Below are 14,643 nucleotides of genomic sequence, written 5' to 3' on the forward strand. Positions count from 1 at the left end.
CCCAAAGCGACCGAAGCGGTGGGTAAAAGGTAATTCTTTTGTTTAACGTATATATCAGTTTGTATTTCTTCTCTTCTGTATGAACATAAAAACAGCCTCCTGATTTCTCGGAGGCTGCCTCTCTTACATCACTGTCGCTTCAGGCTCGTAATGGATAATTTCCCGGATCACATTGCCTTCATCCATAATGGCGACCGTCGGCTTGTGCTCCCGTGCTTTTTCATCCATCACATAACCATATGTCAAGATGATGACAATATCTCCCCGATGGACAAGCCGTGCCGCTGCGCCATTGACACACACCACACCGCTTCCCCGCTCCCCTGCGATGATGTACGTTTCAAACCTGGCCCCGTTATTGTTATTGACTACATGCACTTTTTCATTCGGCAGCATGCCTGTCGCATCCAAAATATCCTGGTCGATCGTAATACTTCCAACGTAGTTTAAATCAGCTTCAGTGACTGTGGCACGGTGGATTTTTGCATTGAGCATCATTCGAAGCATTTTCAGTTCCCCTTTAATGTGAATATTTTATTGTCAATCAGACGGGCTTTTTCAAACTGCACAGCGAGCGCCAATATGGCTTCGTTTTTTACGTCAGCAGAAAGTGACGGGTAATCCAGCAACTCGATATAATCGATCTTTCCGGAAATATTCTTTTTCAGAAAATCGGCCATATCAGGAAGCGGATTTTCTCCCTTTAGAGCTTTTTGCTTTCCCAGTTCCAGCGCTTTGTTCAGAAAAGGCGCTTCTTTTCTTTCAGCTTCAGACAAATAGACATTCCTGGAACTTTTGGCAAGGCCATCCGTTTCACGCACTGTTTCCACTCGCCGGATATCGAGCGGAAAATTGAAATCCCGGACCCAGGATTCAATAATGGCCAATTGCTGGGCATCTTTTTGGCCAAAATAAGCGCGGTCCGCTTCTGTTAAATGAAATAATTTCGTCACCGCTTTCAGCACACCATCGAAATGCCCTGGTCGTTTGGCGCCGCACAACTTTTCAGCCTGCGTTCCTGCGGAAATGCTGATGGTGGACTCGTGTGGATACATCTCTGTGACAGAAGGAGCGAATATAGCAGCCGTTCCGGCGTTTCGAGCCAGTTCCTGGTCCCGCTTCAGATCTCTCGGATAACGGTCAAAATCTTCGTTTGGTCCGAATTGGGCCGGGTTGACGAATATGCTCATCACGACCTGGTCATTTTCTTTCCTGGCTTTTTCCACAAGAGCCAAATGCCCTTCATGTAAAAAGCCCATTGTGGGAACCAATCCAATGGATTGACCGGAATTTTTTATCTCCTTCACCCATTTTTTCAGTTCAGCAACTGCCGTAAATGTTTGCATCAATCAGTTCTCTCCTTTCGGCGAGAAAACCATATAAAAAAATCCTTCTGCTGAAAAAAGGGCAGAAGGACAGTAAATTCGAATTTGGTTTCCTCCGTCCCTGTCATTTTAAAAGATCAAGGCAGAAATCGTACATATGAAATTGTCGCTGTATTGCCTTTCGCCGGTGCAGTTCACCTGTGATACTGCCCGCTAAGCACTACTATAGCAGAAAATATGTCTGCCAGACAAACTTCAATTCACCGATTGAGCATTTCAATGTCGGCTGAATAGATGCCGTGAATCCTGCCATCGGCTGTTCTCAATTGAAGCACGCCGTCATCATTGATTCCTTCTGCAATGCCTTCAAGTGTTTCATTCGCCATTCGGGCCAGAACCGGTTTCCCTATGGTGACGGAAAAGCTTTCCCAGATTATTTTCAATGGAGCAAACCCTTCTTTTAAATACAGCTCCGTGTATTGTTCCAGGTGGAACAGAATCGACCGCACAAGAACTTGCCGGTTCACTTCCCGTCCGCTCGCCATTTTCAGTGAAGTGGCAATTCCCTGCACGGATTCATCAAAATTTTCCATGGACTGATTGACATTCAAGCCGATACCGATAATCATCGCCTGTATGCCATCGGCGTCCGATTGAAGTTCTGTCAGGATGCCCGTACATTTTTTCCCATCCAGCAGGATATCATTCGGCCATTTAATAGCCGGTTTCAAACCCGTCACTTCCTCGACCGCCCGGACCACTGCTACAGCGGCCACCAGCGTAAACTGAGGCGCCTTATGGGGAACGATGTCCGGCCGCAAAATGACACTCATCCAAATGCCTTTGCCGTGAGCAGAATCCCATTTCCTGGCTAGTCGGCCTCTTCCGGCAGTTTGTTCTTCTGTCAGTACCACAGTACCCGATGGAGTGCCTTCCTGCGCCAATTGATGCGCAATAATTTGGGTTGAAAGACAACTTTCCTGGTATTCGATCACTTTCCCGAGCGTTTCGGTTTTCAATAACGACTGGATGGCCACCGGCTCCAGTGAATCCGGCAGCTGCACCAGGCGATACCCTTTTTTCCGGACAGATTCGATGGAATAACCTTTTTCCTCCAAACCTTTAATGTGCTTCCAGACAGCGGTTCTTGATATACCAAACTCGTCGGCCAATTCCTGACCGGAAATCACTTCTCCACCGGCTTCAATCAAACGTTGTGCCAGCCTATGCGTCATGGTTGTATTCATTGATGAACCAGTCCTTTATCTGTTCTTTGTCATTCTGCAATCGGCCGTATACAATTTCCTTCTCCATTTTTTCTATCCACTTTTTCAGCCATGGCCCTTGCCTGGAAGCACTCCAGTCCATCAGGTCACGTCCGGTCGCTTGGATATCGGTTTTGGAATGAATCGGCAGCCGCCTTTTTTCCAATGGGATATTGACGGTCATTTCACGGAGCGCAGAAGCGATCTGCAGTTGTTCTTCTGTATAGACGTAATATGTCCAGGCATCCCAGAAGTCGGCTCTCGCTGCCCGCAGCGCACCTTCAATCAGACGTTTTTCATCATTCGAGAATTTGTATGCACGAATGTCTGCAAATTCTTTCTCCAAATGATAAAGCATGTATACCCAACCCTTTACGGAGTTTCCTTCAGCTATGTATTTCTCCCATGGGACTTCGAACAGATAGCCTGCGGGCAAATGTTTTGTCAACGTGGTGGTTTTTAAATACTCCATGCTGCGCTGTGTATGGGGATTGACCATTATTTTGTCAATTTCGGTTTTGATCCGTTCCACAGCAATCGATCGGATCAATCGGGCTTGCCGTTTGATGGAAGCCAGTGTTTTTTCATCGATCATGAAATTCAGCTGGCTGGAAAAACGGACAGCACGAAGCATACGCAGCGCATCTTCACTGAACCGACGGTCTGGCTCTCCTACTGCACGAATCAGCTTTCGTTTCAAATCTTCCTGTCCTCCAAAAAAGTCAATGACCTTCAGCTCTTTGGTCATCGCCATTGCATTAATGGTAAAATCTCTTCTTTTCAGGTCTTCAGGAAGCGATTTGACAAATTCCACGGCATCCGGCCTTCTGTTGTCGGAATATCCACTTTCTGTCCGAAAAGTCGTGACTTCGATGCCTTCACCGTCCAGCAGCACCAATACAGTACCGTGTTGAATCCCGGTATCGATGGTTTTTGAAAAACAGCTCTTTACTTCCTGGGGGGAAGCGGAAGTGGTAACGTCAATGTCTTGAGGAGATTTCCCAAGCAAATAATCCCGCACGGCTCCACCGACCATATAAGCTTCATACCCTGCTTTCTCCAGAATTCCAATCACTTTTAAGGCTGTTTTCACTGATGTTCTCTCCCATCCAATAACGTTTCATAAATGGCCTCGTATTGAGATAGGATTTGAGCGGAGTTGAAGGCCTTTTTGACTGTTGCCAAGGAACCGCTCCGCAATCGCTTGTATTCTTCTGGATCCGTTAAAATTTTCAGTGCAAAGTCAGCAATTTGCTCTACATTGCCGAGCTCCGCCAAGTAACCATTTTTCCCCGGCTCGATAATTTCCGGCATACCTCCGACACGGGTGCCGATACAGGGAACTCCGCAAGCCATTGCTTCGAGAAGCACTAAGCCGAATGCCTCTTTTTCAGAAAGCAGCATTTTTACATCACTTATGTTATACAGATCAGCTAAATTATCGCGCTGCCCGAGAAACAGTACCTGTTCGCCCAATCCCATATCCCGTACAAGCTGAATCATCCGGCTCATTTCGGGGCCATCGCCTACCAGCAATAATTTGGATTTCACTTTCTGCTGGACAAGTCCGAACGCTTCTATGATGTCTCCAACACGCTTGACGCGTCGAAAATTGGACACATGGATGATTACTTTTTCATCCAATTCAATGCCCAATTCTCTTTTTAAAGAGCTCATCTCTTTTTCAAAGTATTCACGTTCATCAACGAAATTATAAACCGTTTGAATTTCATTATCCGGCTGGATCAAGTCATATGTCTGATCTCTCAGTGAATCTGACACTGCCGTGACCACGTCCGACTTTTCGATTCCGTAACGGATGGCATCTTTCAGGGAGGAATCAGATCCCAGCACCGTGATATCAGTTCCATGCAAAGTTGTGACGATGCCGATATTGGAGTCGGCCATGTCTCTTCCGAGGATAGCACACACTGCGTGTGGAATTGCATAATGCACATGCATTAAGTCCAGCTTCTCATTTTTTATGACCTCTGCAATTTTTGTCGCCAGTGCAATGTCATAAGGGGCATATTGAAAGACGGAATAATTGTTGATGTCCACTTGATGGCTGTAGATATTCGAATACATGCGGTTTAACCGAAATGGCGTACTCGACGTGATAAAATGGATTTCATGCCCTTTTTCTGCAAGCATTTTTCCAAGTTCAGTGGCAATGACACCGGATCCGCCGACTGTCGGATAACAGGTGATGCCGATTTTCATTTTTCTCAAAACTGCGCCTCCTATTCTCTGTTCCTGCGGATCAAACGCCAATCGACCAAACCTTCCTGCAAGCCGTTCAGCAGCACTTCCGCGGTGCCCATATTCGTCGCCAGCGGAATATGATAAACATCACACAACCTGAGAAGCGCTGTAATATCGGGTTCATGCGGTTGGGCAGTCAGAGGATCTCTGAAAAAGATGATCATATCCATCTGGTTTTGAGCGATCATTGCACCTATCTGCTGATCGCCGCCTAGAGGCCCTGATTGAAAACAAGTAACCGGCAGTGCTGTTTCCTCAATGATCCGCCGACCCGTTGTTCCTGTAGCATAAAGAGAATGCTCAGATAAGATCGGCTGATAGGCTGTTACGAAATGTATTAAATCCTCTTTTTTCCGGTCATGAGCGATCAATGCGATTTTCATGGACTCTTCCCCTTTAACCGATGATGTGTTCCAACCCGTAAATAAGTTCTTCTGTCTCCATGACAGTCTTAATGGACAACACGACGCCTGACATGAAAGAGCCGCGGTTAAACGAGTCATGGCGAATCGTCAGCAATTGGCCTTCTCCCCCCAACAGCACCTGCTGATGGGCAACCAGACCCGGCAGCCGGACACTGTGGATGCGCATGCCGTCATAATTGGCACCTCTTGCCCCTTTTAAGGTCTCTTTCTCCCGGACATGCCCCTGCTCGTGGACAGGGCGCTGATCGGAAATCAAATGCGCTGTCTTCATCGCGGTCCCTGAGGGCGCATCGAGTTTCTGGTCATGATGCATTTCGATGATTTCGACGTCCGGCAAATATTTGGCCGCCTGCTCTGCAAACTTCATCATCAATACAGCACCCACCGCGAAATTCGGAGCGATGATGCAGCCGATTTTTCTGTCTTTGGCGTATTGCGTCAATTCGTCCAACTCTTCATCGGAAAAACCGGTCGTCCCGACAACTGGACGGATGTTCAGTTCCAGTGCTTTTTTCGTGCGTTCGTAGACAGCTTCCGGCGATGTCAGATCCACCAATACATCCGGCTTTGTTTCTTTATGCAACGTCTCCAGCTCCGTATAGACCGGTGCATCATAAGAAGAAGGAAACAAGTTGGTATCTGCCAAAGTTTTGCCGATCTCTTTATAGTCCAAAACCGATACCAATTCCATTTCTTCGTTCTTCATCACTGTATGTACGGCTTCCTGCCCCATTTTTCCTCGGGCTCCAGCAATTGCCACTCGTATTGTCATTGTTGATCGTCCTTTCTTGTCCAGCGGTCTTTGTCGCGGGAATTGAATTTCTCCATTACTTGGTTGTGCGCTTGTTCCATATCAATATTCAGCGAATTTGCCATGCACGTCAATACAAACAGCACATCTCCGATTTCTGCTTCGATGGTGTTGTCCTGTTCGGTACTTTTCTTTTTTTTCGGTCCGTAATGATGCATGACTTCACGCGATAATTCCCCCAATTCCTCGGTCAGCCGTGCCATCAGCTCCATTGGGGTGAAATAGCCTTCTTTGAATTGGCCGATATAGTCATCCACTTCCTGTTGCAGTTCCTTCATGGTTTTTTGGCCGTTCATTTCATCACACTCCTGGTTTAATCGTAAAGAAAAGGAAGGTTATTGTCAAAATCATTCCAATAGCCGATAATACAGGAGTTGAGATTATGCAAAGGAGCTGGTTGATTGTTCAAGGAACTGCAGTTTAAGAATATTTTTTTCATTTTGCTCGGTGCTGCTGCTTACAGTTTCGGATTTGTCCATTTCAATATTCAAAACGAACTGGGTGAAGGCGGCTTTGCGGGAATCACACTGATCCTGTACTTTTTATTGAATTGGGATCCCGCTTTGATGAACCTGCTTTTGAATATCCCGCTGTTTTTTATCGGCTGGAAACTGCTCGGTAGAAAAGTATTTCTCTATACGCTCATCGGGACAGTCGCGGTTTCTGTGTTTCTGAAAATTTTTCTGGTTTACGAAGTCCAGATTCCGCTTCGGGACGACTTGTTCTTAGCCGCCCTTTTCGCAGGTGTTTTTGTCGGAGCCGGGCTCGGCATCATTTTTCGTTACGGAGGAACGACCGGCGGTGCAGATATTATAGCCCGCCTCGTTCAGAAATACGTGGGTTGGAGCATGGGGAAAACAATGTTTTTGTTTGACGCTGGTGTCATCTTGCTTTCCTGGCTGACTTTTCTCGATTACCGGTCCATGATGTATACGCTTGTTGCGGTCTTTGTCGGCGCCCGAGTCATCGATTTTGTGCAGGAAGGCGCGTATTCCGGCAGAGGGGCTTTGATCATCTCCAATTCCCAGGAAGCGATTGCGGAGCGCATTGCCGTGGAAATGGACAGAGGAATCACCATCCTTCGCGGTTATGGACACTTCACAAAAGAGGAAAGAGAAGTGCTGTATTGCGTCGTGGCAAGAAACGAAATTGTCCGTTTAAAGAACATCATCAACCATGTCGATCCCCACGCCTTTGTTTCCTTGATGGAAGTCCATGATGTGATGGGCGAAGGGTTTACACTCGATGAACAAAAACAGCCGATTGACTAAAGAAAAAACCGGCCCGAATTTTTCGGACCGGTTTTTCGTATTAAGATCGGTTCATGCTTGTGTAAATCAGCAGCAAACGCAGTAATTCCAATACAGCAACCGCTGTAGCCGCTACATACGTCATTGCAGCTGCGTTCAAAACTTTTTTTGCATGGCGTTCTTCATCGTTGCGGATAATATTATGCGACAGCAATTGATCCATCGCCCGGCTGGACGCATTAAACTCAACAGGCAGGGTCACCAGTTGGAAGACAACCCCTGCAGCCAATAATATGATACCGACCAGCAATGCGCCGCTCCATGCAGAGAACAATCCAATCATGATGAAAATCCACGAAGCGTTTGACGAAATATTGACAATCGGCACGAGCCGGTGACGCAAACGAAGGAACGAATAGGCTTCCGCGTCCTGGATTGCATGTCCCACTTCGTGAGCTGCCACAGCTGTTCCGGCAACAGATGCTTCGTGATAGTTGTGGCTGCTGAGCGCCACCACTTTCGTCAACGGATTGTAATGGTCACTCAACATTCCACGGCTTTCCGTCACTTTCACATCGTGCAAGCCGTTTTGATCCAGAATCATACGGGCGACCTGCGCTCCTGTGTGACCGGAAGTGGAACGGATTTTCGAATACTTTCCATATGTTCGTTTCAATTTAAATTGAGCCCACATTGGGATAATCAGCAACAGAATAAAGTAAATCAGGAAACCACCCATAGCTTATTCCACACCTCTTTCTGATATCTAACCTATCCTTATTTTACAGGGGTTAGTCAGCTTTGGTCAACTGAAACGGCGCGCTCCTTATTGTCACGTACGACGAAGAAAGCAGCAGCAATACAGGCGACGGACAGCCAAAAAGTGAAGTAGCCGATTTGATTGCTGTAATCGGACAGGCTGCTGTAAATCGGCATTTGGCCAAATACATAGTCGATGACATCGTTGTGGAGCGTCCATACTGCCGCAATCGCCGCTGACAGCCAGCCAAACCGGTAATGGTCGATATAAAGCACCGCCTGCAGAGCCATGGCGAAATGGGATGCGACAAGCATCCAGCCCATCCAACCGATCGAACCTGTTTCAACCAATGTCAGCAAATTCATGACCACTGCCCACAAACCGTACTTGATCAACGTGATAAATGCCAACGCTTCAATCAGGCCGCTGCGCTTGCCGATCAGCCACAGTCCCAGTACAATCGTGAAAAATAGGCTGGCCGTCGGACTGTCCGGAACAAAAATCAGGAATTTGGGTTCTGTAATGGCCAGCTGCCAGCCGTACCATATGTAACCGTAAATCGTACCTCCTAAATTGATGAAGAACAACAGCAATAGAAATGGGCGGAACATCAGCCAGGCTGAAAGTTTAGTCATAAAGGAAAGCATAGGTATCTTCCTTTCAGGGTAACAAAAAAGAGCCGGAAATCCGGCTCTTTTTTGTTTTAATTATTCTTCTTCGAGTCCAGCGATGAACTCAGCCAGGACTTGCAGGTCTTCGTCAGAACCATCCCATGAAGGAGGCATTGTTTGTGCGCCGCCTTCCTGGATACCGTTCACAGCGATTTCTGCAATCTCTTCCGGAGTATGTTCAAGTCCAATCAATGTAGGACCGACAGCTCCTTCGAAGTTTTCACCGTGGCAATTGATACAGGCGGAATTCGAATAAATTTCATAACCCGGTGCAGATGTATCAATCTCAACTTCCGGTGCAATCTGACCTTGCGCTTCAGCAGCTTCCCAGTCATGGTTTGCTACTGATTCCCATGTAAGGAAAATGATCGATGCTACAGCAAGAAGCATGAATGCAGTCGGAAGCGGGCGTTTTGATGGACGTCTTTCCGGTCCGCGATCCAGGAATGGTGCCAGCATCAACGCACCGAAAGCGAGTCCAGGCATAATGATCGCTCCGACAATGTTGTATGGGCCGGATGCGAATTCGTATTTTAGCAATTGGTATAAGAATAAGAAATACCAGTCTGGCAATGGAATATAAGCTGTATCTGTCGGATCGGCCTGGCCTTCAAGAGGTGAAGGATGCGCGACTGTCAGCAGCAAATAACCGATTAAGAAGACCGCGCCAATCATCCATTCTTTCAAAAGGAAGTTGGGCCAGAAAGCTTCTGTTTTACCAGGGTATTCGGAATAATCTTTCGGGATATTCGGTTTGCGGTGTTCCATTCCTGGAACACGTGAATCCCCTACAAATTTCATCCCTTTTCCGCGATGCATAGTGTCCCCTCCTTTATAAATCCTTAAAGCACATTACTTTTTACAATGGACCTGAAATACCTTGTCTACGGATCATGATGAAATGCGCGCCGAGCAACCCAAGCAAAGCGGCAGGCAGGAAGAATACATGAATCGCGAAGAATCGGGTCAGGGTTTGCGCACCGAGAATTGTAGTATCCCCAGCCAGCAGCAATTTAATCGACTCACCGATTACCGGAACGGAAGCGGCAATTTCAATACCAACTTTCGTTGCGAATAATGCTTTCATATCCCAAGGAAGCAAATAACCCGTGAAACTTAATCCAAGAATTACACCAAACAGCATAACTCCGACAATCCAGTTCAACTCACGTGGTTTTTTATAAGATCCTGTAAAGAATACGCGTAGTGTATGTAAAAAGATCATAACAACTACTAGTGAGGCTCCCCAGTGGTGCATACCGCGCACAATCTCTCCAAAAGCAACTTCGTTTTGAAGATAGTAAACCGACTGCCAAGCATTTTCAATATCTGGCACATAATACATGGTTAAGAACATACCGGATAAGATCTGAATTACTGTAATGAAGAAAGTCAATCCTCCGAAACAATAAACAAATGCTGAAAAGTGGTGTGCGGGGTTTACGTGTTCCGGTACTTCGTGGTCAGCGATGTCACGCCAGATAGGCGTGATATCCAAACGCTCATCAACCCAATCATATAACTTGTTTAGCACTGGTATAGTACCCCCTAACTATTAAACTAATGTGTTGTCTCTAACAGGACCAATAGCGACTATGCCGTCTCTTACTTCTACTGCGTACTCATCAAGCGGTCCAAGAGGCGGTGTTCCTGCAACGTTCTGGCCGTTCTTTTCATAGCGGCCGGCGTGGCATGGACAGAAAAATTGGTTCGGGTGTTCTTCATCCCCTGCCCAGTTTACAGTGCAACCCAAATGCTTGCAGACTGGTGAAAGCGCGACTAGTGTGTCGCCATCTCTATACACCCAAGCTGAATTCGTTACTTCAGATGTATACCAAGCATCGACTTGTTCAAACGAAAAGTCGACACGTACCGGTTCTTCTGTAATTTCGTCCGCTCTTTGGTCAGTCATGATAAAATCTCCAGCGCCCGCTTCCTGAAGTACCGGGTCAACAGCAAATCGAACCATTGGCATCAGCATTCCTGCAGCCATAAATCCACCAACACCTGTTAAAGTGTAGCCTAAAAATTGACGTCTTGATACACGATTGTTACTCATTCTTTTCCCCCCTCTAACATTCAAGGTCAGTCCGACGGACATACTCATTCAAATATAATTACTAGGACATCCTAATGATATATCAATCAAAAGTGAAGGTCAATAACGCATCATGCCGTTTCCGACAGTTTGTGAACATTTCATGAATCCTTCGACCATTCTTTGATAAATAGCGGCAACACTTGGCGCAACTGGTCTTCCATCACCGATTTCTTGAAAGATTGATCCATATGTTCCGTCGGAATAGCAGGCAGCCAAATAATATTCTCCACATCTTCAATCGTACGCCATTCAGCATCAGTTGTTATATAAAAAACATGTTTAAAACTGGTTTTACTCACTTCGTTGACCAACTCTTCCGCCAGTCGAGACCGATCGGCTTTTTGGGCATAAGAAACGGGCGGAAACAGCAGGATCCGCCCTTTGAATTGCTTTTCCAGCAAAGCGGTCAGGGATTGCAGATACTCGGAAGCACCGGCGCTTTGCCTGATCGCCGAAGTGCTGAGGTCCAATTCGAAAAGCGGGATGACCGCAGTGTCTACGTATTGTTGTTGTTGAAGATATTGGTCCATGTCTTTCCCGATAAAATGCATAGCTGTCATTCACTCTCCGTTTTTTTCATCGCTTTAACCGTTTGAAGCAATGCCGACAGTTCAAAAAAACGTTCCCGGTCATTGACATCAAGCGCCTCATCGATTTGCTTTAGTAAAGTTTCTTCCTGAAAAGCTGTCATGCTTTCTGACAGTACCTGTTCTGCCAGTAGGCGGTCTTGTTCCGTGATGGCTGCGTCCTGCGGCATATAAGGGTTTTCTTCAAGAACCGATATGTACAGCGGCGCGGGAGGACGATTGGGAAAATTCAATTGCACATACAAATCCTCTTCCGGATTCAGGCGCAAATCATGAAACGATTTTTCCGCATCCGCCGTCATCAAATTGCCTTTGTAAAAACGGAAGGGGATATCTTTTGATTCTGTCGAGGACATGACCATTGCCCGTGGACAAAAATGCGCTTCTTCGACAAAATGCGTCTTATCCAGTAACTCTTCATTGCTCAGCATGTAATTCAGTATCCAGATGCACTCGCGTCTTTTCATCTTGTAGGATTGTAAAAACCATCTGACGAATTGTTTCTTTTCGCTTACTGAAACCGAAGCGGTCATGTGTATTCCTCCTTTCATTCAAACGACTGCTGCCAGTCAAACCATTCAGGGTTGTCCGGCTCCAAAACCTGGAGCTCTTTAATAATTTCGAGGGCATGTTCCCTTTTCCCTTCCTCAACCAGGAAACGGGCGTATTTCTCCAGGAATTCTGCATCGTTCCTGAACGAGGGATAAGCTTTATCAAAATAGACAGCAGCCTCTCCGAATTGTTCTGTTCTCTCGAAAGATTCAGCAATCATCGGGTATAATCCTGCCCAGTCGTCTCCGCCGGCCACTACATGTTCCGCCAGATCCAATACCTGGTCATCCATTTCTTCAGCATGGAAATAGGACATCAATGTGTAAATGGCTTCCATGTATTCAGGATCAAGCGCAATGGCCTGCCTTAAATGGTTTACGCCGTCGTTCGTCTTGCCGGTCTTCAAAGCCAGCTTGCCCGCGAACAGGTACAGTTCCTTGTCAAACTCATCTCTTGCAATCCCTTCCAGAATCGCTTCATAGGCACCTTTGTAATCTTCGGCCATATTCAAGCTCTGGGCCCTTAATAAATAAGCTGAAAAATAATCGGGATCTATGTCGATCAATTCCTTCAGCCTGCGTGCCGCCTTCTCGTATTGTTTTGTCTGGAAAAATGCAAAAGCTGCACCAAACAGGACATCAGGCTGGACTTGGTCTTCCATCGCCTCTTCGTAATATGGCAGCGCCTCTTCATAAGCTGCTCCTGCGCTGTAAACTTCCGCCAGCCGTTCGGATAAATTTACTCCTTCGATGTCGACTTGCCGGTCTTTCAAGTCCTGGTAAATTCTTGCCGACTCCAGATAACGGCCGGAATCCAGCAGCAGCTCTGCCTTCGCCTGCCACAGCAACGGCTCATCCGGCAGCAGCTCAATCGCTTCGTTCAGGCGGCTCTCTGCTGCTTCCAGCAATCCCTGCAGCTGAAAAAGGTCTGCCAGTGTCACCAGGACTTGAGGGTATAGTTCATCATCCTTCGAAATTCCCATCAACTCATTCAAGGCTTCATCTTCGCGGTCCACTTCAATGAGAAGATTTGCCCGGTCAACGGTGAGCTGGGATTCTTCCGGAAAAACATATTGAAGATGTTCGAGTACTTTGATCGCTTCCTCGACGTAACCGATTTCAGCCAACCATTCCGACAATCCATATTGTTCGTCAGGATCGCCTGTCAGCAAGTATTTCTCCAATATGGAATTAACAGAAGCGGGATCTCCCGCCTCCACTGCTTTTTGTATGTCTTCCTTGCTTGCCATTCTATCACCTATTCTTTTCAATTTCATACCTCTATCCTACACGAAAGGCAGATCGAAGCATAATAAAAACTCCCCCGAAGGAGAGTCATTTTAATAAGGAATTCAGTTGGCCGACAAAGTCAGGATAGGAGACCGAAATACAATCCGGATCATGGATTTCCACCTGTCCGCCGGCTTTTAGGGCCGCTACGGCCGCCATCATCCCCAGCCGGTGATCGCCGTACGAATTCATCTCGGCTCCGTTGAGCGGAGTCGGGCCGTTTATAATCATGCCGTCTTCCGTCGCTTCGATGTCCGCGCCCATTTTGGATAATTCTGCAACGACCGCAGCAATGCGATCCGTTTCTTTGACACGCAATTCTTCAGCATCCTTGATGACAGTGGTCCCTTCCGCTTGAGTCGCCAGCAGCGCAATGAGTGGAATCTCATCAATTAGACGGGGAATCAGTTCCCCTCCAATCTCTGTGCCTGTCAGTTTGGATGAACGAACCGTTATATTCGCAGCTCGTTCCCCTTCCACCTCCAGCTCTTTCAGGTCATAGGAGGCGCCCATATTTTCAATGACATCGAGAATACCGGTCCGCGTAGGGTTGACTCCCACATTTGTTAACGTGACTTCACTGTTCTCCGTAATCAAAGCAGCGCCAATCATAAAAGCGGCTGAAGAAATATCACCTGGAACCTGAACGTTCGCCGCCGACAGCTTTTGACCGCCCTTCAGTTCGATGACGCCGTTTTGGCGGGTGATGTCGGCGCCGAAATGCTTCAGCATGATTTCCGTGTGATCCCGGGAAGAAACCGGCTCAGTGATGACGGTCTTGCCTTCCGCTTCCAGTGCTGCCAGCAAAATGGCCGATTTCACTTGAGCACTTGCCACAGGCATCGTATAGTCAATAGCCGTCAGTCTGGCCCCTTGCACGGCAAGCGGCGTGTACTGGCCGTCCTGTCTCCCGCGTATATCGGCTCCCATTTCACGCAATGGATTAACAATGCGTTTCATCGGCCGTTTGGCGATGGATTCATCTCCCGCCATCACCGTATGAAAAGAAGTGCCCGAAAGGATTCCGAGCATCAGCCTGGTCGTAGTGCCTGAATTGCCGGTGTCCAGCACTTCTTCCGGTTCTTTCCACGCTTCTTTTCCTTGGCTTGAAATTGTTACTTGTTTTCCGGTCAGAGAGATTTCCACACCGAGTTTGCGGAAGCAGCTGATGGTGCTCAAGCAATCATCTCCAAGCAGAAATCCCTCCACTTTTGTAACCCCCGAAGCCATCGCCCCGAACATGATGGCCCGGTGAGAAATCGACTTATCTCCCGGAACCTGCACAGTCCCCCGCAGGGAAGGATTTTCATAATTCAGCTTTAAGGTCATATAACTGCCATCC

General features: G+C 47.2%; 18 protein-coding genes. 1 reads left to right on the plus strand and 17 read right to left on the minus strand.

Annotated features, from left to right (window positions below; genetic code table 11):
* Positions 1–123: 123 nt before the first annotated feature.
* From panD to EEX84_RS03430, 8 genes are all read right to left on the minus strand, one after another.
* Entirely contained in the window at positions 124–507 is a 384-nt protein-coding gene (gene panD / locus EEX84_RS03395; protein ID WP_123164181.1) for an aspartate 1-decarboxylase, read from the minus strand.
* A 2-nt stretch (positions 508–509) separates the two neighbouring features.
* Entirely contained in the window at positions 510–1,346 is an 837-nt protein-coding gene (panC, locus tag EEX84_RS03400) for a pantoate--beta-alanine ligase (RefSeq protein WP_123164182.1), read from the minus strand.
* A 239-nt stretch (positions 1,347–1,585) separates the two neighbouring features.
* Complete coding sequence (locus EEX84_RS03405) at positions 1,586–2,572, minus strand: biotin--[acetyl-CoA-carboxylase] ligase (RefSeq protein WP_123164183.1); 987 nt, start codon at positions 2,570–2,572, stop codon at positions 1,586–1,588.
* Positions 2,550–3,683, minus strand: coding sequence for a CCA tRNA nucleotidyltransferase (locus EEX84_RS03410; protein WP_123164184.1), 1,134 nt, complete (start codon positions 3,681–3,683; stop codon positions 2,550–2,552). The genes EEX84_RS03405 and EEX84_RS03410 overlap by 23 nt, the downstream gene beginning before the upstream one ends.
* Positions 3,680–4,822, minus strand: a complete 1,143-nt coding sequence (bshA, locus tag EEX84_RS03415) for an N-acetyl-alpha-D-glucosaminyl L-malate synthase BshA (protein WP_192892912.1) — start codon at positions 4,820–4,822, stop codon at positions 3,680–3,682. The genes EEX84_RS03410 and bshA overlap by 4 nt, the downstream gene beginning before the upstream one ends.
* 11 nt (positions 4,823–4,833) lie before the next feature.
* Positions 4,834–5,238 (minus strand): methylglyoxal synthase, encoded by a 405-nt coding sequence (locus EEX84_RS03420; protein ID WP_123164185.1) that lies wholly within the window; start codon positions 5,236–5,238, stop codon positions 4,834–4,836.
* A gap of 13 nt (positions 5,239–5,251) precedes the next feature.
* On the minus strand, positions 5,252–6,052 hold the full coding sequence (gene dapB / locus EEX84_RS03425; protein WP_123164186.1) for a 4-hydroxy-tetrahydrodipicolinate reductase: 801 nt from the start codon (positions 6,050–6,052) through the stop codon (positions 5,252–5,254).
* A complete protein-coding gene (locus EEX84_RS03430; RefSeq protein ID WP_123164187.1) occupies positions 6,049–6,387 on the minus strand; it encodes a nucleotide pyrophosphohydrolase in 339 nt (112 codons plus the stop codon). The genes dapB and EEX84_RS03430 overlap by 4 nt, the downstream gene beginning before the upstream one ends.
* Before the next feature lie 105 nt (positions 6,388–6,492).
* On the opposite strand from EEX84_RS03430, the gene EEX84_RS03435 reads away from it, so the two are divergent.
* Positions 6,493–7,362, plus strand: a complete 870-nt coding sequence (locus EEX84_RS03435) for a YitT family protein (RefSeq protein ID WP_123164188.1) — start codon at positions 6,493–6,495, stop codon at positions 7,360–7,362.
* Positions 7,363–7,402: 40 nt separating this feature from the next.
* Here EEX84_RS03435 and EEX84_RS03440 read toward each other — a convergent pair whose 3' ends face one another.
* The 9 genes from EEX84_RS03440 to aroA form a co-directional block, all read right to left on the minus strand.
* Positions 7,403–8,080 carry a zinc metallopeptidase gene (locus EEX84_RS03440; protein ID WP_123164189.1) on the minus strand — a complete coding sequence of 226 codons (678 nt, stop codon included), beginning with the start codon at positions 8,078–8,080 and terminating at the stop codon, positions 7,403–7,405.
* A 56-nt stretch (positions 8,081–8,136) separates the two neighbouring features.
* Positions 8,137–8,748: a lipoprotein heptaprenylglyceryl N-acetyltransferase LhaT gene (lhaT, locus tag EEX84_RS03445; protein WP_123164190.1), complete on the minus strand. Its 612-nt coding sequence runs from the start codon at positions 8,746–8,748 to the stop codon at positions 8,137–8,139.
* Positions 8,749–8,808: 60 nt separating this feature from the next.
* The gene (locus EEX84_RS03450; protein WP_123164191.1) at positions 8,809–9,591 is read right to left on the minus strand and encodes a menaquinol-cytochrome c reductase cytochrome b/c subunit; all 783 of its coding nucleotides are present in this window, start codon (positions 9,589–9,591) and stop codon (positions 8,809–8,811) included.
* Positions 9,592–9,631: 40 nt separating this feature from the next.
* A complete protein-coding gene (qcrB, locus tag EEX84_RS03455) occupies positions 9,632–10,306 on the minus strand; it encodes a menaquinol-cytochrome c reductase cytochrome b subunit (RefSeq protein ID WP_123164192.1) in 675 nt (224 codons plus the stop codon).
* A gap of 21 nt (positions 10,307–10,327) precedes the next feature.
* Positions 10,328–10,831, minus strand: a complete 504-nt coding sequence (locus EEX84_RS03460) for a QcrA and Rieske domain-containing protein (RefSeq protein WP_123164193.1) — start codon at positions 10,829–10,831, stop codon at positions 10,328–10,330.
* A 140-nt stretch (positions 10,832–10,971) separates the two neighbouring features.
* A complete protein-coding gene (locus tag EEX84_RS03465; protein ID WP_240033909.1) occupies positions 10,972–11,433 on the minus strand; it encodes a DUF2487 family protein in 462 nt (153 codons plus the stop codon).
* The gene (locus EEX84_RS03470) at positions 11,430–11,993 is read right to left on the minus strand and encodes a ReoY family proteolytic degradation factor (protein ID WP_123164194.1); all 564 of its coding nucleotides are present in this window, start codon (positions 11,991–11,993) and stop codon (positions 11,430–11,432) included. The genes EEX84_RS03465 and EEX84_RS03470 overlap by 4 nt, the downstream gene beginning before the upstream one ends.
* Positions 11,994–12,007: 14 nt before the next feature.
* Positions 12,008–13,261 carry a tetratricopeptide repeat protein gene (locus EEX84_RS03475; RefSeq protein WP_123164195.1) on the minus strand — a complete coding sequence of 418 codons (1,254 nt, stop codon included), beginning with the start codon at positions 13,259–13,261 and terminating at the stop codon, positions 12,008–12,010.
* 85 nt (positions 13,262–13,346) lie between these two features.
* A complete protein-coding gene (gene aroA / locus EEX84_RS03480) occupies positions 13,347–14,630 on the minus strand; it encodes a 3-phosphoshikimate 1-carboxyvinyltransferase (protein WP_123164196.1) in 1,284 nt (427 codons plus the stop codon).
* Positions 14,631–14,643 lie beyond the last annotated feature (13 nt).

The sequence above is a fragment of the Planococcus salinus genome (assembly GCF_003719725.1).
Taxonomy (GTDB): Bacteria; Bacillota; Bacilli; order Bacillales_A; family Planococcaceae; genus Planococcus; species Planococcus salinus.

Excerpts from the sequence above, each read along its gene's own strand:
- panD (WP_123164181.1), bottom strand. The coding sequence starts at position 507 with ATGCTTCGAATGATGCTCAATGCAAAAATCCACCGTGCCACAGTCACT.
- panC (WP_123164182.1), bottom strand. The coding sequence starts at position 1,346 with ATGCAAACATTTACGGCAGTTGCTGAACTGAAAAAATGGGTGAAGGAG.
- EEX84_RS03405 (WP_123164183.1), bottom strand. The coding sequence starts at position 2,572 with ATGAATACAACCATGACGCATAGGCTGGCACAACGTTTGATTGAAGCC.
- EEX84_RS03420 (WP_123164185.1), bottom strand. The coding sequence starts at position 5,238 with ATGAAAATCGCATTGATCGCTCATGACCGGAAAAAAGAGGATTTAATA.
- dapB (WP_123164186.1), bottom strand. The coding sequence starts at position 6,052 with ATGACAATACGAGTGGCAATTGCTGGAGCCCGAGGAAAAATGGGGCAG.
- EEX84_RS03430 (WP_123164187.1), bottom strand. The coding sequence starts at position 6,387 with ATGAACGGCCAAAAAACCATGAAGGAACTGCAACAGGAAGTGGATGAC.
- EEX84_RS03440 (WP_123164189.1), bottom strand. The coding sequence starts at position 8,080 with ATGGGTGGTTTCCTGATTTACTTTATTCTGTTGCTGATTATCCCAATG.
- lhaT (WP_123164190.1), bottom strand. The coding sequence starts at position 8,748 with ATGCTTTCCTTTATGACTAAACTTTCAGCCTGGCTGATGTTCCGCCCA.
- EEX84_RS03450 (WP_123164191.1), bottom strand. The coding sequence starts at position 9,591 with ATGCATCGCGGAAAAGGGATGAAATTTGTAGGGGATTCACGTGTTCCA.
- EEX84_RS03460 (WP_123164193.1), bottom strand. The coding sequence starts at position 10,831 with ATGAGTAACAATCGTGTATCAAGACGTCAATTTTTAGGCTACACTTTA.
- EEX84_RS03465 (WP_240033909.1), bottom strand. The coding sequence starts at position 11,433 with ATGACAGCTATGCATTTTATCGGGAAAGACATGGACCAATATCTTCAA.
- EEX84_RS03470 (WP_123164194.1), bottom strand. The coding sequence starts at position 11,993 with ATGACCGCTTCGGTTTCAGTAAGCGAAAAGAAACAATTCGTCAGATGG.
- EEX84_RS03475 (WP_123164195.1), bottom strand. The coding sequence starts at position 13,261 with ATGGCAAGCAAGGAAGACATACAAAAAGCAGTGGAGGCGGGAGATCCC.
- aroA (WP_123164196.1), bottom strand. The coding sequence starts at position 14,630 with ATGACCTTAAAGCTGAATTATGAAAATCCTTCCCTGCGGGGGACTGTG.